Genomic DNA, 19,585 nt, shown 5'->3' on the forward strand with positions numbered 1-19,585 from the left:
TATGGAAAATAAAACTTATCCCGATCTGTACGATTTGAGTGTAAACAAAGGTATATTACCAACTATAAATATTGCAAGTCATACTTTTTACGTGGATTTACAGATGAATAAACTACGCCCTAAAGACGATTTTCTTTCCAAAGGCATTGACTTCACGGAGATTAAAGATTACTACGACAGAGATAGACGGGCTTATGTAATTCCGTACAATCCAAAAACACGCGAATTTCAGCAAGACGATGTTTCTAAAATGACCGAACTGCCTACGGATATTATCATAGTGCAGTTTCCAAATCAGTATGAAATGGATATAGTGGGATGGAATAGAAAGCATGGCAATAGCATTACTGAACAGGATGTGAAGCAAATGCACTTTGAAGCCCGTACCCTGCCTTGGGTAGACACCAATGTGATTGAACATATAAAACGTAATGTTGCCGAACAGCTACAACCAAAAGAAGGCTATGTCGTCAACGGGCCAAAGGACAGCTTATATCGGATACCTACCGATAAGCAAAGAGTGCTCCCAACATGCAAAATATTCGGAACAGAATTTATCGTGGATGTCAATCAGTTGGAACTACGTGAAAAAGCCAATCCTAAAAATATAATTTCCATATCTGATATGGAAGAAAAAGCAGTCCAAGGTTATAGATTTTGGTACAGCCCGAATAGTAATAGCTTGACGACATTCTCCGAACAGGGAGCAAAATTGGCAGAGATACCCGACTTTGTAAAACTCGACCCAATAGGGATGGCAAAAAAGCATAATATTTCCGAAGATATAATAGAGGGAATGGATGATTTCAAGTTGATGGTTGATCAGGATGCATTCGATAAAATTGCTTACGAAGGTATTATACCAACAATAGATATCGCAGGACACACTTTTTATATTGATTTGTTTAATGACAAATTGAACCCTAACGATGATATCTGGTCACGGGGCATTATCTTTTCTGAACTCAAGCATTATTATTCGCACAAAGACGACACCTATACCATTCCTTACAATCAAAAGACGCATACTTTTCAGGAAGTGAGCCTCAATGTCAAGGAGATCCCCAAAGACCTTATCGTTGTACAAATTCCCGGCAAACGCACCCTTGATCCAATTGGACAGAACAAAGCGGGTGACTTGAATAGTTCAGACTATCTAAAAAAGCATGGAGTGCAACTGCATTTTAAAGCCAAAGTAATACCGTGGCATAAGACCCGTTTCGCGGAAACTGTGAAGCGCAACAATGGACAAGAGGTGGAACGAAAACAATTGATTAGTCCAAAGCTAGAGGAAAATACAATCAGTAAAAGAAACGGTCGCAGAATGTAAATCCGCTATATAAAAGAACAACTAAACTATTCCACAATATATTTTCACTACGAAGGAAGACAGTTCTTCCACTTTGCGGAAATGTATGTCTTCAAAAGAAAGTGTACTTTTTCTTAGAGAGTGTTTTCTGTTTCAAATATAGAATTTAAAGTTTAGTTTTTTGCTTTTAAAAAGAAAAAAAATTAGGTTTCGATTAATTTTCTTTTGTAATATTCCTTTTTTCTTCTTTTTAGAGTTTCAGATTTTATCTGCTGTCTTATTTTCAACACTTCATCGGCTCTTCCAAAGTACACATCCGCTGGAGTTAGATTCTTCAAAGATTCGTGATAACGCTCATTGTTATAGCGGTTTACAAATACTTCCAAAGCCGCTTCCAATTCCTCTGGACTGTAATAATGATGCAGTTTCACCACATTTTTCATCGTCCTGTGGTAGCGTTCAATCTTGCCTTGCGTCTGTGGATGAGCGGGCTTTCCATGGATTTGCTTCATGCCGTGATTATCGTGTAAATACTCCTTTAATTCCTCGGTAATATAGCAAGAACCGTTGTCCGACAGAAGTTTCGGAACTTGTCCTTTTCTTAAACCTGCTTTCTTCACAGCTCGGTCAATGGTTCTTTGAACATCATTCACCTTCATATTTCGGCACAATTCCCAATGAACGATATAGCGGCTAAAATCGTCAATCACCGTGCTTAGATAGTACCAGCCCCAACCCAGAATTTTAAAGTAAGTAAAATCTGTCTGCCACATTTCGTGAACAAAATTGGTTTTATCCTTAAATTCATTCGAGGCAGAAATCAGGATGTGCGATGGAGCCGTTATCAGTCCTCTTTTCTTTAAAATACGGTAAACACTGGATTCTGAGATAAATACACCCTTCTCATCGGTGATTTTATGAGCCAGTTCTCTGCTGGAGAGTTCAGGATAATTCAAAGCGATTTCTACCACCAGATTTTTCTCTTCTTCAGGAATGTTGTTCCACTGCCTTCTGCCAGAAGAAGGGGAAGAATGAAATCCCGCTTCACCTTTCTCAAGGTACAGATTATACCACTTGTAGAAGGTGCTTTTGTGAATGCCAAGTTCCCTGAGTGTCCTGTTCACGCCGATTTCACTACGGGTAACCATTTGGATGATTTCCAGTTTTTCTTCAGGTAACAACCTCATATACTTTCTGTATTTTTCGGTTATTCCAGAATTTCCAAACTTTTTTTTACAATGTCGTAGCGGATAACGAGGTCGGCGACCGTCTCCTTGAGTTTTCGGTTCTCTTCCCGAAGCTGAGAGACTTCTTCGGAGGTTGCCTGGCGAAGAGTATCTCCTGAGAGTTGCTTTTTACCGGCTTCAATGAACTCCTTATTCCATTTGTAGAAGGTAGATTCCTGAATAGCGTGCTTGCGACAGAGTTCGGCTATGGAGGTTTCAGCCCGAAGGGCTTCCATCACAATTAGGATCTTTTGTTCCGCGGTGAAAATCCTTCTGGTTTTTCTGCGGATGTCTTTTAAATAATTTTCAGGATTACTGATTGGTTTTTTGGCTGTCATAATAAATCAAATTTAATGGTTTTTTTTGTTCTGTTTATTATGAAAACACTATCTTAGTTCTGAACTAAATCGGTACACTTTTTGCTGACGATTTACAGAAAACTGAATTCTCGTGACCAAAGGTCAGGTTCAGGTTTTTTCTACCTTAACTAACTTAAAAAAATACGAATATGGAAAAATTTGATGTAACTATTATAGGGTCTGGCCCGGGTGGGTATGTAAGTGCCATCCGTTGCGCCCAATTGGGATTAAAAGTGGCCATTGTTGAAAGGTACAGCACGTTGGGCGGTACCTGTCTTAACGTGGGCTGTATTCCGTCAAAAGCTTGGTTGGAAGCTTCTGAGCATTACTACAAACTCAAGCATCAATTCGAAAAATTTGGGATTGATGTTAAAGAGGCCAATGTCGATATCCTGAAAATGAACCAAAGGGTTCAAGATGTGGTACAGGAAATCATCAATGGCGTTGATTATCTGATGAAAAAGAACAAGGTCACCGTTTATGAAGGCCACGGTATCATCAAGGATAAAAATACTATTGAAATTAAGGGCGAAGATAAAACGGAAACCATAGAAACCGATAAAATCATCATTGCCACCGGATCCAAACCCGCTTCACTGCCCAATATTGAAATCGATAAAAAAAGGATAATCTCTTCCACCGAAGCCCTTGCCCTACGGGACATCCCCAAGCATTTAATGGTCGTTGGCGGCGGCGTTATCGGGGTCGAGATAGGTTCCGTATTCGCCCGCTTGGGTTCAAAGGTTTCTATAGTAGAATATTTTGATAGCCTTATTGCCACTATGGATGGCGCACTGGGACATCAATTGCACCGTTCCCTAAGGAAACAGGGAATTGATTTTTATTTGGAACATAAGGTGACAAATGCAACGGCAACTAATGGCAAAGTGGCGTTAAATGCGGAAAACCTTTCCAATAAAGAAGAAATGAATTTAGAAGGCGATTACTGCCTTATGGCCATTGGCCGAAAACCATATACCGCCAATTTAGGGCTTGAAAATATAGGAGTGGAAACCAATGAGAATGGACAGATAAAGGTAGATGAAAACCTCGAAACCAACGTCAAGGGAGTATATGCCCTTGGGGATGTAATCCGAGGGGCAATGCTTGCCCATAAAGCCAGTGAGGAAGGCGTTTTTGTAGCCGAACGGATTGTTGGCCAAAAACCCCATATCAATTATTCGCTTATCCCAAATATCGTGTATACCCAGCCAGAGGTTGCAGGAGTAGGATTGACAGAGGAAGAATTGAAGAAGGCCAATAAAACTATAAAAACAGGATCTTTTCCATTCAAGGCCAATGCAAGGGCAAAAATAAGTATGGATACCGATGGCTTTATCAAGGTTATAGCCGATAAACAGACCGATGAGATATTGGGCGTGCATATGATAGGCCCCCGCATTGCAGACAGTTATACCGAAGCGGTGGTGGCAATGGAGTTTAGGGCATCTGCCGAAGATGTTGCACGGATGTCGCACGGGCACCCCACATTTTCCGAGACCTTTAAAGAAGCCTGTCTGGCAGCTACCGAAGACAGGGCATTGCATATTTAATATAGGAGGGCTTTGTATTAAATGATGCAGTAGCTGTAATTCAACATAACTTAAATTGTATTAAGTATCAGTTACTGGTCTAAAAAATGAAAGATTATTTTTTAAAGATGTAAAGAACATGACAGCTATTCCGAAAGGCAAAAACTTTGATAGTAGTTTGATACTACTTCGTGACGGCTATGAATTTATTCAGAAAAAGCGTGAAAAGCTTGGGACTGATATTTTTAGAACCCGCTTAATGTTAAAGAAAGCAATTTGCATCAGTGGAAAAGACGCCGCGGAGGTTTTCTATGATACTGAAAAGTTTCAACGCAAAGGAGCTACTCCTAAAAGGGTGCAAAAAACATTATTCGGCCAGAAGGGCGTCCAGACATTGGATAATTCAGCACACAGGCAAAGAAAAGAAATGTTTATGTCTTTGATGAAACCGGATAGCCTTCGAAGGTTCCTGGAATTTCAAAAAAGCTACTGGGAAACATACATTAGTAAATGGGAGAAAGAAGAGCAAATTATATTATTTAACGAAGTACAGGAAATTCTGGAATAACCGAAAAATACAGAAAATATATGAGGTTGTTACCTGAAGAAAAACTGGAAATCATCCAAATGGTTACCCGTAGTGAAATCGGCGTGAACAGGACACTCAGGGAACTTGGCATTCACAAAAGCACCTTCTACAAGTGGTATAATCTGTACCTTGAGAAAGGTGAAGCAGGCTTTTTACCTTCCCCTTCTTCCAGCCGAAGGCAGTGGAACAGCATTCCTGAAGAAGAGAAAAATCTGGTGGTAGAAATCGCTTTGAATTATCCTGAACTCTCCAGCAGAGAACTGGCTCATAAAATCACCGATGAGAAGGGCGTATTTATATCAGAATCCAGTGTTTACCGTATTTTAAAGAAAAGAGGACTGATAACGGCTCCATCACACATCCTGATTTCTGCCTCGAATGAATTTAAAGATAAAACCAATTTTGTTCACGAAATGTGGCAGACAGATTTTACTTACTTTAAAATTCTGGGTTGGGGCTGGTACTATCTAAGCACCGTGATTGACGATTTTAGCCGCTATATCATTCATTGGGAGTTGTGCCGAAATATGAAGGTGAATGATGTTCAAAGAACCATTGACCGAGCTGTGAAGAAAGCAGGTTTAAGAAAAGGACAAGTTCCGAAACTTCTGTCGGACAACGGTTCTTGCTATATTACCGAGGAATTAAAGGAGTATTTACACGATAATCACGGCATGAAGCAAATCCATGGAAAGCCCGCTCATCCACAGACGCAAGGCAAGATTGAACGCTACCACAGGACGATGAAAAATGTGGTGAAACTGCATCATTATTACAGTCCAGAGGAATTGGAAGCGGCTTTGGAAGTATTTGTAAACCGCTATAACAATGAGCGTTATCACGAATCTTTGAAGAATCTAACTCCAGCGGATGTGTACTTTGGAAGAGCCGATGAAGTGTTGAAAATAAGACAGCAGATAAAATCTGAAACTCTAAAAAGAAGAAAAAAGGAATATTACAAAAGAAAATTAATCGAAACCTAATTTTTTTTCTTTTTAAAAGCAAAAAACTAAACTTTAAATTCTATATTTGAAACAGAAAACACTCTCTAAGAAAAAGTACACTTTCTTTTGAAGACATACACAAAAAAGAAGAAAACTAATTTTAGATTTACTTTCTTTAGTAATTGGAAGGACAGAGGTATTAATGAATTGAGGTGGAAGTTTTAATCCTCTTTCTCCAATACGTTTGGGACTTTGGTTGGCTTCGGTAATAGGATACGCGAATTTAACTGGGACATCTTCTCTGTAATTTTTTGCAGTTGTAATACTGCTTATTAAAAAGTTTGCTTTATTGTTATCAATCAAAAAGTAGTTTATATTTTCATGCAGTAAGTTACGTTTATAGTTATCTTTTGTATAATGAATAAAATCAGTTGAAACTTCACTGTTGTCTGTGGAGAGCCAAAATAAGAGGCTGTAAACATCAGTAGAATCAAATCTTTTTATCGGAATTTTATTTTTTTCCTCCAAGTCTGAACACACAATATCTGTATCATTTAAATATTTTGATATTTCTGTCTTAGAAGAGTCTGGGTATTTAAGTGAGTGAAGAGATGAAACCATCACCAAATCTCCTGAGTCTTCTTTTAGTTTGCTTTCAAAATCTCCAAGAAAATCAACTGAATGAATTTCATTTTCTTCTGTTTTGTCATTAAAACGTTCTACTACGTGATTTTCTCCAAACTGATGCCAGCCGATAAGTTCTAATATTTTTTTAACGATTCTATGATTGATAGGAACGTTTTGATTTTCCGTTGGAGGAGCTAAAGATGCAAATGGATTTGTTTCAATTTGATTCTCAACGGCACTGATCCATTCCAAAAGTTTTTTATCAAAATCCGCTCTTGAGATCTCTTTTCCAATAATAGAACTTGTCCCAAATTCCAATGTTAGTGCTTTTACAATAAGTTCTCTAACTTGTGATGAAATCTTAGGTTTGTTTTTGTCTTCATAATACTTGTCAATTTTGGTTGATGCTTGGTCAATTAAAACTTGAGTATTTAAAGGTTTAATTTCTCCAATTTTTACATTTCCAATATCTACCGCTTTTGAAAGCTTTTCATCAACATTTCCAATCACAATTAATTCATACTGAGACGCATTTGGCGAATGAGTTTCGAGTTCTTCACACCATTTTTTTGCAGAAGAATGCTTAATTATATTCTGTGAAGATTTTACTTGACACAATTTTACAGTATCATCGGAATATTTCCATCTAATATCTACTTTTTCCGATTCGTCTAATGGCTCAAGAGTTACTGATTTCCACAGATTATCACTTTCAAGCGTATCTAATACACAAATAATTGTCTGTATTAAGTATCCTCTAATTCCTGCATTTCCGCCCATGTTTTATGCTATGTATAAGTTGTTAACAAGTTTTATGCTTTATTCAATTGAGTCAAAAAATATAAAAAAGCTAATATACTAAATTTTAACACTTATAACGCCACTCACCGCCAAACAATTCCTCTGACTGCCACTTTGTTATCACGCTCTGAATTCTGAAACACCTTTGTTCCGAAAGCCCGCAACGTGCGGGAAAACTATAACAAACTAATGTGTTTCAATTATGAAAAAACAAAGAAAAAAAGTTCTGCTGACAGCCGTGGCAATGCTGTCAGGAATTGGTGCGTTCGCACAGGGAAATGGGCAAGCAGGCATCAACGAGGCTACCCAAATGGTCACATCCTATTTCGACCCCGCAACCCAACTAATCTACGCCATCGGTGCGGTTGTTGGCCTCATCGGAGGCGTTAAGGTGTACAACAAATTCAGTTCAGGCGACCCTGATACATCGAAGACTGCAGCAAGCTGGTTCGGTGCGTGTATCTTTTTAATTGTTGCCGCTACCATTCTGCGTTCATTCTTCCTTTAATCTTTTGCTTTATGAACAGTTACAACATAAACAAAGGCATCGGAAGAACGGTGGAATTTAAAGGACTGAAAGCACAATACCTTTTCATTTTCGCTGGCGGACTGCTCGGCACGCTCATTTTAGTGATGATATTGTATATGGCTGGCGTAAACTCTTATATCTGCTTGTTCCTTGGAGCGGGTGGTGCTTCGCTCATTGTCTGGCAGACCTTTTCATTAAACAGGAAATATGGCGAACACGGATTGATGAAAATTGGAGCAAATAAACGACATCCCCGCTACATCATCTGCCGCAAGCCCGTAAGGCGCTATTTAAAATTCACACCTAAAAAGAGTGCTGTATGAGAAATGTATCTAAGACCACTACATTGGAAAGCAAATTCCCTCTGCTGGCAGTAGAAAACAACTGCATTCTTTCCAAAGATGCAGACATAACTGCTTGCTTTGCCGTTCGTTTGCCGGAACTGTTTACGGTAGCTTCTGCGGAATATGAAGCCATTCACGCAGCGTGGCATAAGGCTATCAAAACTTTACCGGATTTTACAATCGTTCACAAACAGGATTGGTACATCAAGGAAAACTACGCTCCCGATTTGGCAAAGGAAGACCAGAGCTTTTTGGCTAAATCCTACCAGCGCCATTTTAATGAGCGACCGTTCCTGAACCATTATTGCTACCTGTTCCTGACCAAAACTACCAAGGAAAGAATGCGTATGCAAAGCAACTTCAGTTCGCTTTGCAAAGGTTCGCTGATACCCAAGGAAATCAGGAACAAGGAAACGATACACCGCTTTATGGAGGCAGTCGCCCAGTTTGAGCGTATCGTAAACGATAGCGGTTTCATAAGCCTGCAACGCCTGACCGAAGACGACATCATAGGGACGGACGAAAAACAAGGATTGCTGGAACAATACCTTACCCTTTCGAGGGAAGCCGAAACTCCGATGCAGGACATCGGTTTGGGGTCTGAAGAAGTACGTATCGGAAACAAAAGATTATCATTGCATACTTTGTCCGATACGGACGATCTGCCGGGAACGGTATCGGCAGATACACGTTTTGAAAAGTTATCGACCGACCGAAGCGACTGTCGTTTATCGTTTGCCGCACCCGTAGGATTGCTGTTAAGCTGTAATCATATCTACAACCAATACTTGTTTTTAGACAACAGCGATGCTAATCTTCAAAAGTTTGAGAAGTCTGCAAGGAATATGCACTCGTTGGCTCGCTACAGCCGTGCCAACCAGATCAACAAAGAATGGATAGAAAGGTATCTGAACGAAGCCCATTCTTTTGGACTGTCTTCCATTCGGGCACACTTCAACATCATAGCCTGGTCGGAAGATCCTGCGGAACTAAAACAGTTAAAGAACGATTGCGGTAGTGCCTTGGCATTGATGGAATGTAAACCACGGCATAACACAATGGACGTAGCCACATTGTACTGGGCAGGAATGCCTGGCAATGCAGGCGACTTTCCAGCGGAGGAAAGTTTTTATACGTTCATTGAACCTGCCTTATGCTTCTTTACTGAAGAAACCAACTACCACAATTCACCTTCGCCATTCGGGATTAAAATGGCAGACCGTCTGACGGGAAAGCCTATCCATTTGGATATATCCGATTTGCCGATGAAACGTGGTATCATCACAAATCGAAACAAATTCATATTGGGTCCGTCAGGAAGCGGGAAATCTTTTTTTACCAACCACATGGTTCGACAGTACTATGAGCAGGGTGCTCACGTCCTGCTCGTAGATACAGGTAACTCGTATCAGGGTTTATGCGAACTCATCAAAGGAAAAACGAAAGGTGAAGACGGTGTTTACTTCACTTACACAGAAGACAATCCGATTGCCTTTAATCCTTTCTATACCGATGATGGCGTTTTCGACATCGAGAAACGTGAAAGTGTCAAGACTTTGATACTGACACTTTGGAAACGTGATGATGAGCCGCCAACACGTTCGGAAGAGGTTGCCCTTTCCAATGCCGTGAGCGGATACATCGAACGTATCAAAACGGAAGGGATTTTTCCATCGTTCAACGGCTTCTATGAATATGTCCAAGGAGATTACCGCAAGGTACTCGAAGAAAAACAGGTAAGGGAAAAAGACTTTGATATTGCCAATTTCCTGAACGTACTCGAACCCTATTACAAAGGTGGTGAATATGATTACCTGCTAAACTCCGACAAACAATTAGACCTGCTTTCCAAAAGGTTTATTGTGTTTGAAATTGATGCCATCAAGGATCACAAAATTCTTTTTCCCATCGTCACGATTATCATTATGGAGGTTTTTATCAACAAGATGCGAAGGCTGAAAGGTATCCGAAAGCTTATCCTGATTGAAGAAGCCTGGAAGGCGATAGCGAAAGAGGGAATGGCGGAATACATAAAGTATTTATTTAAAACGGTAAGGAAGTTTTTCGGAGAAGCTATTGTCGTAACGCAAGAGGTGGATGACATCATTCAATCACCCATTGTCAAGGAAAGTATTATCAATAATTCCGACTGTAAGATCCTGCTTGACCAGAGAAAGTATATGAACAAGTTTGATGATATACAGGCAATGCTCGGGCTTACCGATAAAGAAAAAGGACAGGTACTCTCCATCAATATGAACAACGATCCGTCACGGCTTTATAAAGAAGTGTGGATTGGATTAGGTGGTACGCACTCGGCAGTCTATGCCACCGAAGTTAGTCTTGAAGAGTATTTGGTGCGCCCATAAGGGCATATAGTGAATGTGGTTTGGCAACCACTGGGCAAGTGTTTATAACGCCCATCAACAGCCGACTTATCCGAACGGGAAACCCGACGGGGAGTGTAGCATGTCGGAAAAGCCATAAGTCAACTAATTGTCGTGTTGCGACTGAATGGCGAGTTGAAAAGTTAGATATAAGGATGAAGTCTTGATTGATTGAACGACAGTCCGAACGGTCAGTTCTTAGGCAGTGACGGAAGACAGTTACCAACGTCACTTTGTGGTAATATCCTAATGACAGGTAGTAGTGATAGCATAAACAGACCACAACGTAACTGCAATAAGCAGAAAAGGGCGAACATCGCATCCGACAATCTAACGTGCCAATAGTTGCTATATGTCTAAATGGGGATTGCCTAAGTCGGAATGCCACAGGCGTGGCTATGGAAAAAGCTCCTGAATATCCGATACGGCAACGGAGTCTCCGTAGTAGTCCGAGCAGGGGAAAGCCCTGTACATGGCGAAGGGAGACAGTCAATTTAGTTTAATACGATTAACGGAAAATGTGAGAGACATTATGAGAAATCCAGAAAAAGTATTGAACAGTCTAATAAGGCACAGCGGAAACACGGACTATAAGTTCGAAAGGCTATACAAGGTTCTGTTCAATGAAGAGATGTACTTTATCGCCTATCAGAAAATCTACAGTAAAGTAGGCAATATGACGGCAGGAGTTGATGGAAAGACCATCGACGGAATGAGTATATCCCGCATTGAAAGGCTGATTGCATCGTTGCGAAACGAGACCTATCAGCCAAACCCATCCAAGAGGACATACATTCCGAAAAAGAACGGGAAGAAACGTCCGCTTGGTATACCATCTTTTGATGACAAATTAGTGCAGGAGGTTATCAGAATGATATTGGAAGCAATTTATGAGGGTAGCTTTGAGCATACTTCACATGGGTTCCGACCCAATAGAAGCTGTCACACAGCCCTATTAAGCGTCCAACAGTCATTCACTGCTGTACGGTGGTTCATCGAGGGCGATATAAAAGGCTTCTTCGACAATATCAATCACGAAATATTGATTGGTATCCTAAAGGAGCGTATCGCTGACGACAGGTTCATTCGGTTGATACGAAAGTTCCTCAATGCAGGGTATATTGAAGATTGGGTGTACCACAAAACATACAGTGGCACACCGCAAGGTGGGATTGTAAGCCCCATCCTTGCCAACATTTACCTTGATAAACTCGATAAATATGTCAAGGATTATATCAAGGACTTCGATAAGGGTAAAAGAACTACGGCAACACGCCAGTACAGGCTACACGAACAGAGACGATACCGCTTGGCCAAGAAACTCAAATGTGAGACAGACGAAACTGTCAGAGAGCAGATGATTAAGGACATCAAAGAGTTGAGACAGGAAAGAAACAAATATCCAGCTTATGACAAGATGGATGGCAGTTTCAGAAAGTTAAAATACGTTAGGTATGCGGACGATTTTCTTATCGGGGTCATAGGTAGCAAAGAAGACTGCAAAAAGATAAAGGAAGACATCAAGGTTTACCTTGATGAAAAACTGAAACTTGAACTGTCTGATGAAAAAACCTTGGTGACTAATGCTAAGAAACCAGCCAAATTCTTAGGCTTTGATGTCTCCGTGCGAAACTCCGATGAATCCAAGAGAGATAAGCACGGTAGAACCGTAAGATGTTTCGGAGATAAGATTGTACTCCGTGTCACAGTAGACGTGATGAAGAAAAAGCTACTGAGCTATAATGCCATGAAACTGGTAAATAAAAAAGGCACAGAAGTTTGGAAACCACGCTCACGCTATTACATGAAAGACTTGGATGACTTAGAAATCATCAGTCAGTACAACGCTGAAATACGGGGCTTTTACAATTATTACTCAATTGCCAACAACAGCTCGTTTGTCCAGTCATTTTCTTACATCTTGGAGTACAGTATGTACAAAACGTATGCACTGAAATACCAAACTTCAATCAGTCAGGAAAAGACTAAAAGATGTATCAACGGAGTATTTTCCATTCCCTACAAAAACAGGAAAGGAGATATAATGTACAGACGCTTTTACAAAGAGGGTTTCAAACGCCAAAAAGCTGCCCGTGGTGCTTACGTGGATAGTTTACCTGTCACAGTTACCATTACAGGAGGAAGAAACAGCCTTATAACAAGGTTGCAAAACCAGAAATGCGAATTATGCGGTGCCAACGAGAAATTGGAAATGCACCATATACGCAAATTGAAAGACCTGAAAGGTAAGCAAGACTGGGAAAAACGAATGAGTGCAAGGAGAAGAAAAACCTTGGCATTATGCTCAAAATGCCACGATAAGATACACGCAGGCAAGTTAGACTGAATAAATTGATGGAGAGCCGTATACCTGGAGACAGGTACGTACGGTTCGGGGGAGAGTTCTTGGAAACCTACCATAGTCAATATGGCAAGGCGCCGGGTTCTTATCCTACGCATATACCACGGAAGAAACCGAAAAAATGGAAGTGATGCAGCTCGCATCGGAACTCGACGGCAACGTCGAACTCGCCATCAAGCATATCGCTATGCAAAGGCGTGAACAAGTAAATCAATAATTATTAATCATTTAAAAATTTAGAAACAATGAAAAAAGTAATGTTACTGGTGTGTACGGCAATTATGCTTGCCGTTACACCCTCCGCAAAAGCACAGTTTGTAGTAACCGATCCTGCAAATCTTGCATCCGGTATTCTCAACTCCGCCAATGAGATTGTACAAACATCCTCCACAGTAAGTAATGTGGTTAAGAATTTTAAGGAGGTTGAAAAAGTCTATAAGCAAGGCAAAGAGTATTACGACAAACTGAAAGCCATCAACAACTTAGTAAAGGACGCCCGTAAAGTGCAACAAACGGTTTTGCTGGTAGGTGATGTATCCGAAATGTATGTACAGAATTTCGGCAAGATGATGAACGATCCCAATTTCACAGCTCAGGAGTTGACTGCAATTGGCAATGGTTATTCGGCATTACTGGGCGAAAGTACCGAGCTACTGAAGGAACTAAAGCAGATCATAACCTCATCAAGCCTATCGCTGAACGATAAAGAGCGTATGGACATTATCGACCGTGTGTACAAAGAAGTCAAGGAATACCACAGCCTTGTACGCTATTACACCAACAAGAACATTTCCGTAAGCTATTTGAGAGCGAAAAAGAAAGATGATGCCAAAAGAGTACTTGATCTCTACGGAACTTCCAACCAAAAATACTGGTAAGCTATGGAATGGAATAATCTTCACGAAGTCCTGCGGTCGCTCTACGATGATATGATGCCGCTTGCAGGCGATATGGCAGCAGTGGCAAAAGGTCTTGCGGGATTGGGTGCATTATTCTATGTGGCGTTAAAGGTTTGGCAGGCTCTGAGCCGTGCCGAACCTATAGATATGTTCCCATTGCTACGACCGTTTGCTTTAGGACTATGTATTATGTTCTTCCCGACAATTGTATTGGGAACCATCAATGCGGTACTAAGTCCAGTGGTAACGGGAACCCACGCCATACTCGAAAACCAGGTACTCGACCTGAACCAATTGCAACAGCAGAAAGACCAATTGGAATATGAAGCAATGGTCAGAAATCCAGAAACAGCTTTTATGGTATCGGACGAAGAGTTTGATAAAAAACTGGATGAATTGGGCTGGTCGCCTTCCGACATTGGAACAATGGCAGGAATGTATATGGACAGAACCGCTTATCAGCTAGAGAAAGCCCTTAAAGATTGGTTTCGCAATCTGTTGGAAATACTCTTTCAGGCAGCCGCATTAGTCATAGATACCATCCGAACGTTTTTTCTGATCGTCCTTTCCATACTCGGACCAATCGCCTTTGCGATTTCCGTATGGGATGGCTTTCAGAGTACGCTCACACAGTGGCTCACTAGGTACGTCAGTGTGTATCTCTGGCTACCGGTTTCAGATCTGTTCAGTTCCATGCTTGCAAGGATACAATCACTCATATTGGAGCGGGATATTGAGATGCTCGCCGATCCGAGTTATATCCCCGATACCAGTAATACCGTGTACATCATATTTATGATCATCGGCATTATCGGATACTTTACGATACCTACCGTAACAGGTTGGATTATCCAGGCCGGAGGTGCAGGAAACTTTACACGAAATGTAAATCAGACAGCAATGAAAGCCGGAAATGTAGCAAGTGCCGGAGCAGGTTCTGCCGCAGGTAATATAGGTGGTCAGCTAATGAAATAATGTAAAATAATTAATCATCTAAAAAATGGAATTTAAAACACTAAGAAATATTGAAAACAGCTTCAGACAGATCAGGCTTTATGCCATCGTATTTGCCGTTCTCTGCATTAGTGTGGTAGGATATGCCGTATGGCAGTCCTACCGTTTTGCGGAGGAACAACGCCAAAAGGTTTATGTATTGGACAACGGAAAATCGCTAATGCTTGCCTTATCGCAGGATGCAAGTATTAACCGACCTGTTGAAGCGAGGGAACACGTAAGACGTTTTCACGAACTGTTCTTCACATTGGCTCCCGATAAGAATGCCATTGAAAGCAATATGAAACGGGCGTTCAACCTTGCCGACAAAAGTGCCTTTGATTATTACAAAGACCTTTCGGAAAAAGGATACTATAACCGTATCATTTCAGGAAACGTACAGCAGCGTATTGAGGTGGATAGCGTTGTCTGCAACTTCGATACCTATCCGTATGCCGTGCGAACCTATGCCAAACAATTCATCATCCGTTCGAGCAATGTAACCAGACGGAACCTGATCACGTCCTGCTATCTCGTGAACTCTGTCCGTTCCGATAATAACCCACAAGGTTTTAATATCGAAAAGTTTGCCGTAACGGAAAACAGGGACATTGAAGTAATTGAACGCTAAAAATAGAAGTTTTGAAACAGTTACTTGACTTAGACACATTCGCACAAACCCTCACGAACAAAGGGTATGACGGCTATTTCCAAACAGAAGCGGCCTATGCCGACAAAATCAAAGATAGCATCAGCAGATTTTTGGAGGCTTGTAATAATGGAACAGACAAACCGATGTTGCCAAACATTCTGATGCTGAAAACCTACCTGGAATGGAATGGCGATGATAAGCCAAAGGTTGAATGCAATATGTGGATAAAGTACAAAGACGGTCTTTTCGATGTTCAGAAAATGAATATTGACAGAATAGACCAGTATGGGCAATTATTGAAGCAATCGAAATTAACGGATCTCACTACAAATTCGGTTCCGACAAGAAAAGAAGCGATTGCGCAAGTTTCCGAAAAGCCCAGAGAACAGTTGTCTAACCAAAACAGACGGTTCCGAATGCGATAGCCGATAATCATTACAATATGAAAAAATTAAGAGCAAAGATGGACAGGCACTTTGACCAATTGGATGATCGCTGGCGTGAACTGCCTGTACGCAAACAGCACAAATATACCCTATACTTTTTCTTGGGTTATCTGATGCTTACCGCAGGCGTGATTGCCAAAGTTTGGTACGACACGGGAAAGTCTGAAAACGATATGAAAATCAGGCATATGGAAAACCCTGTACTCAGAAAAGGAGAAAGCCCTGTAAGCTTACAGGACACATTATCAACCATTTTTAAAAATAAGATTTATGAAAGAAAATGAAAATAAAAAGACGGTGGTTCGGGTAACCGAGGGTAATCCGAAAGAAACCGCTGATGTGCTGCAAGACAGTACGCAGAGCAAAGCCGATAAACTGAAAAAGCCACTCATATTCGGCTTGATGGGAATTGTCTTTGTAGGCTGTATGTATCTCATATTTAAACCATCGGAAGATAAGAACGAAATCGAAAGTCTTGGACTGAACGATGCAGTTCCGCAGGCTACTGAAGCAGGATTACAGTCGGACAAGCAAAAGGCATACGAACAGGAAATGCTGGAACAAAAGGATAAAGAAAAACGAAATGCCCTGACAACGCTTTCAGATTACTGGAATACAGACAGCTCCCAGAGTATGGAAGAAGAAATACCTGAAGAAGAGGAAAGCTATCGTTATGGTTCTGAAAGAAATTCCGGCAGATATGGAAATTCTATCTTAAACAGTTACCGCAATGCACAAAGTACATTGGGTTCGTTTTATCAGGACGATAATTTGGAAACAATAGAACTCCGCAGGCAATTGGACGAACTGAAAGAGCAATTGGCTGAAAAAGATGTACCCAAAGCTGCAACTATAGATGACCAGCTTGCACTGATGGAAAAATCCTATCAGATGGCAGCAAAGTATCTTCCCCAAGGTAGTACGAGTACTTTAGAAGCTCTACCTGTCAATAACAGCAATGCTTCAGGAACTGCTACTACTAATCAAAAAGAGCATTTTGTAGCATTTACGTCTATGAGGAAAAACACTGTTTCTGCCTTATACCGTGAACCCAGCGATAGTGCATTTTTAGCCGATTGGAGCCAGACCAAAAATCGTGGCTTTTATACCGCAGGTTCCATTGAGCAGGTGGTACAACCGAAAAACAGTATAAAAGCAAGCGTACACGAAACACAAACAATAGTTGGCGAAACAGGTGTACGTCTTCGTTTATTGGAGCCAGCCCAAACACCACAACGAACCATTCCCAAAGGAACGATTGTAACAGCTAATGCCAAATTTCAGGGAGGGCGATTACAGCTAAAAATTACTTCGATAGAACTGGAGGGCAACATCATCCCTGTGGATATTACCATTTACGATTTGGACGGACAGCAAGGATTGTATGTTCCGTATTCGCCTGAAATGAATGCCCTTACAGAAATGGCAGGCAATATGAGCCAACAATCAGGAACAAGCTTGATGCTTACTCAAAATGCCGGACAGCAAGTTGCCGCAGACCTTAGCCGTGGCGTAGTACAGGGTATTTCGGGCTATTTCGCCAAAAAAGTAAGAACGCCAAAGGTAACACTGAAAGCAGGACATCAGGTCTTCTTGGTATCTAAAAAATAATGTTGAATTCAAATAATAAAACAATGAAAAATCATTTTAAAACTTTTTGGGCAATTGCCCTCATACTTGGCTTTGCCGTACAATCTTATGCACAGGACAGCATTAGAACACCGCTTGCCCTGGGCAAGATAGAACCGTACCGTATGGAATTGACCTACGATAAAACTTCGCACCTGATTTTCCCGACTGCCATTCGTTACGTGGATTTGGGAAGTGAATACCTAATTGCAGGAAAAGCGGAAGATGCCGAAAATGTATTGCGTGTAAAAGCATCGGTAAGGGATTTTGAAGCGGAAACCAATTTTTCCGTTATCACGAATGACGGACGTTTTTACAGTTTCAATGTGTATTACAGCGGGTATCCCGAAGCATTGAGCTATGACCTTTTGACAATGCAAAAAGCAGTGGACAAAGCCAACGGTAACGATGTGCTTTTTGAAGAATTGGGCAACAATTCTCCCTCATTGGCGGGCTTGCTTTTGGAAACTATTTACAAAAAGGACAAACGCATTGTAAAGCATATTGGGGCTAAGAGTTTCGGCATTCAGTTTATTCTGAAAGGAATTTACATACACAATGGTAAATACTATTTCCATACGGAATTGAGAAATCGCAGCAATGTACCGTTCAATATCGACTTTGTGAATTTCAAGGTAGTTGATAAAAAGGTTGCCAAACGAACCGTAGTACAGGAACGCCCGATGATACCGCTTCGTACCTATAAACCACTTACAGAAATTTCGGGACAAACCACCGAACAAAATGTTTTCCTGTTAGACCAATTCACTATTGCCGATGATAAGGTACTGTTGGTTGAGATTTTCGAGAAGAACGGTGGTCGTCATCAAACACTTCAGGTAGAAAATTCGGATTTGATAAAAGCCCGATTGATCAACGATATGCATCTGAAATTTTAATAAACCTTTAAAGCAATAATATGAAAAAGTATATCTATACTGTGATGCTTATACTGATAGGCATCACAACCAGCCAAGCGCAACGAATGTTGCCTAAACAAAAAGGATTGGAAGTAAATGTTGGTGTATTATCCGATGATAAAATCGGCAACGATTATTACATCAGCCTTGGTATGACTGTAAACGGCAAAAACGGCAATTATCAGCTATGGGCGTTGGAATATACCCATCAATACCACAACTACAAAGATCTTCGCATACCACAGGAAACCTACACAGCTGAGGGAGGTTATAGTTTCTTTCTTTTGGGCGATGCCCGTAAAAACATCACGCTGAATGCAGCTATAACAGGCGTACTGGGTTATGAAACAATCAACCGTGGCGAAACAATGTTGTATGATGGAGCAAAGGTTTTGAATGAAGACAACTTCATCTACGGAGCCGGTGGAAGGCTCACTTTTGAAACGTACCTGTCAGATCGTTTTGTGTTAGTTCTGCAAGGACGTACTAAGGTCGTATGGGGTACGGATATGAAACAGTTCCGCCCCTCCGCAGGTGTGGGATTAAGGTTTAACTTTTAAAATGTAAAAACAATGATAGCAATATTCAATAAATTCAGAATAGGCTTATTGCCGATATACTTAATGTTGGCAATTCTCGCAGCTTCGGTTTCTTTGGTATCTTGTAGCAAAGATGATGAACTCGAAATACAGAACGATTTTCCTTTTGAGGTAAATGTAATGCCGGTACCCAAAGATGTTGCCGATGGGCAGACGGTAGAGATCCGCATTACCATACATCGAACAGGAAACTACACGAACACTCAGTATTTTCTTCGCTATTTTCAGTTTGACGGTACAGGAACATTGCAATACTACGATGAACCACCGTACCTCCCGAACGATTTGTATTCATTACCAACAGAGCAGTTTCGCTTGTACTACACTTCAACATCTGCTGTTTCACAATCCTTTGAGGTTTGGATTTCGGACAGCTTCGGGAATGAAAAGCAATTAAGTTTTCAGTTCAATAGTAGTGATTAAGAACAACAACTTTGA

18 protein-coding genes and 1 pseudogene are annotated in these 19,585 nt (G+C 40.9%); 17 read left to right on the plus strand and 2 right to left on the minus strand.

The features are described from left to right. Position 1 precedes the first annotated feature (1 nt). Positions 2-1,330, plus strand: coding sequence for a hypothetical protein (locus EL260_RS17610; RefSeq protein ID WP_083295808.1), 1,329 nt, complete (start codon positions 2-4; stop codon positions 1,328-1,330). A gap of 182 nt (positions 1,331-1,512) precedes the next feature. Here the strand turns inward: EL260_RS17610 and EL260_RS17615 are convergent. After that, positions 1,513-2,873 (minus strand): annotated as a pseudogene (locus tag EL260_RS17615) (IS3 family transposase). Positions 2,874-3,043: 170 nt separating this feature from the next. Between EL260_RS17615 and lpdA the strand changes: the two are divergent. The 3 genes from lpdA (at position 3,044) to EL260_RS17630 (ending at position 5,998) form a co-directional block, all read left to right on the plus strand. Further along, positions 3,044-4,447: a dihydrolipoyl dehydrogenase gene (lpdA, locus tag EL260_RS17620; RefSeq protein ID WP_115169386.1), complete on the plus strand. Its 1,404-nt coding sequence runs from the start codon at positions 3,044-3,046 to the stop codon at positions 4,445-4,447. Between the two features lie 118 nt (positions 4,448-4,565). Next, positions 4,566-4,994: a cytochrome P450 family protein gene (locus EL260_RS17625; protein WP_115169385.1), complete on the plus strand. Its 429-nt coding sequence runs from the start codon at positions 4,566-4,568 to the stop codon at positions 4,992-4,994. Then, positions 4,991-5,998 carry an IS3 family transposase gene (locus tag EL260_RS17630; protein ID WP_228445604.1) on the plus strand — a complete coding sequence of 336 codons (1,008 nt, stop codon included), beginning with the start codon at positions 4,991-4,993 and terminating at the stop codon, positions 5,996-5,998. The genes EL260_RS17625 and EL260_RS17630 overlap by 4 nt, the downstream gene beginning before the upstream one ends. 33 nt (positions 5,999-6,031) lie before the next feature. Here EL260_RS17630 and EL260_RS25850 read toward each other — a convergent pair whose 3' ends face one another. Continuing rightward, positions 6,032-7,366: a hypothetical protein gene (locus EL260_RS25850; protein WP_198418050.1), complete on the minus strand. Its 1,335-nt coding sequence runs from the start codon at positions 7,364-7,366 to the stop codon at positions 6,032-6,034. A gap of 223 nt (positions 7,367-7,589) precedes the next feature. On the opposite strand from EL260_RS25850, the gene EL260_RS17640 reads away from it, so the two are divergent. The 13 genes from EL260_RS17640 (at position 7,590) to EL260_RS17710 (ending at position 19,570) form a co-directional block, all read left to right on the plus strand. Next, positions 7,590-7,895 carry a DUF4134 domain-containing protein gene (locus EL260_RS17640; RefSeq protein ID WP_070562244.1) on the plus strand — a complete coding sequence of 102 codons (306 nt, stop codon included), beginning with the start codon at positions 7,590-7,592 and terminating at the stop codon, positions 7,893-7,895. Between the two features lie 11 nt (positions 7,896-7,906). After that, entirely contained in the window at positions 7,907-8,239 is a 333-nt protein-coding gene (locus tag EL260_RS17645; protein ID WP_070562249.1) for a DUF4133 domain-containing protein, read from the plus strand. Then, the gene (locus EL260_RS17650; RefSeq protein ID WP_070562252.1) at positions 8,236-10,629 is read left to right on the plus strand and encodes a TraG family conjugative transposon ATPase; all 2,394 of its coding nucleotides are present in this window, start codon (positions 8,236-8,238) and stop codon (positions 10,627-10,629) included. The genes EL260_RS17645 and EL260_RS17650 overlap by 4 nt, the downstream gene beginning before the upstream one ends. Positions 10,630-11,179: 550 nt before the next feature. Continuing rightward, positions 11,180-12,994, plus strand: coding sequence for a reverse transcriptase domain-containing protein (locus tag EL260_RS17660; RefSeq protein WP_041461709.1), 1,815 nt, complete (start codon positions 11,180-11,182; stop codon positions 12,992-12,994). 260 nt (positions 12,995-13,254) lie between these two features. Beyond that, on the plus strand, positions 13,255-13,887 hold the full coding sequence (locus EL260_RS17670) for a DUF4141 domain-containing protein (protein WP_019977024.1): 633 nt from the start codon (positions 13,255-13,257) through the stop codon (positions 13,885-13,887). Between the two features lie 3 nt (positions 13,888-13,890). Beyond that, positions 13,891-14,883 (plus strand): conjugative transposon protein TraJ, encoded by a 993-nt coding sequence (gene traJ / locus EL260_RS17675; RefSeq protein ID WP_026357721.1) that lies wholly within the window; start codon positions 13,891-13,893, stop codon positions 14,881-14,883. Positions 14,884-14,908: 25 nt separating this feature from the next. Next, positions 14,909-15,532: a conjugative transposon protein TraK gene (gene traK / locus EL260_RS17680; RefSeq protein ID WP_026357722.1), complete on the plus strand. Its 624-nt coding sequence runs from the start codon at positions 14,909-14,911 to the stop codon at positions 15,530-15,532. A gap of 11 nt (positions 15,533-15,543) precedes the next feature. Further along, the gene (locus EL260_RS17685; RefSeq protein WP_034871419.1) at positions 15,544-15,978 is read left to right on the plus strand and encodes a hypothetical protein; all 435 of its coding nucleotides are present in this window, start codon (positions 15,544-15,546) and stop codon (positions 15,976-15,978) included. 17 nt (positions 15,979-15,995) lie between these two features. Beyond that, the gene (locus EL260_RS17690) at positions 15,996-16,283 is read left to right on the plus strand and encodes a nitrogen regulatory IIA protein (RefSeq protein ID WP_123856668.1); all 288 of its coding nucleotides are present in this window, start codon (positions 15,996-15,998) and stop codon (positions 16,281-16,283) included. Continuing rightward, entirely contained in the window at positions 16,270-17,610 is a 1,341-nt protein-coding gene (traM, locus tag EL260_RS17695; RefSeq protein WP_059344614.1) for a conjugative transposon protein TraM, read from the plus strand. Before EL260_RS17690 ends, traM begins: the two co-directional genes overlap by 14 nt. 23 nt (positions 17,611-17,633) lie before the next feature. Further along, positions 17,634-18,527 carry a conjugative transposon protein TraN gene (gene traN, locus EL260_RS17700; protein WP_034871537.1) on the plus strand — a complete coding sequence of 298 codons (894 nt, stop codon included), beginning with the start codon at positions 17,634-17,636 and terminating at the stop codon, positions 18,525-18,527. Between the two features lie 20 nt (positions 18,528-18,547). Continuing rightward, a complete protein-coding gene (locus tag EL260_RS17705; protein ID WP_019977031.1) occupies positions 18,548-19,108 on the plus strand; it encodes a conjugal transfer protein TraO in 561 nt (186 codons plus the stop codon). 12 nt (positions 19,109-19,120) lie between these two features. Next, positions 19,121-19,570 carry a DUF3872 domain-containing protein gene (locus EL260_RS17710; RefSeq protein ID WP_034871422.1) on the plus strand — a complete coding sequence of 150 codons (450 nt, stop codon included), beginning with the start codon at positions 19,121-19,123 and terminating at the stop codon, positions 19,568-19,570. The last annotated feature ends 15 nt before the right edge of the window (positions 19,571-19,585 follow it).

The organism is Chryseobacterium nakagawai (genome assembly GCF_900637665.1).
GTDB lineage: Bacteria > Bacteroidota > Bacteroidia > Flavobacteriales > Weeksellaceae > Chryseobacterium > Chryseobacterium nakagawai.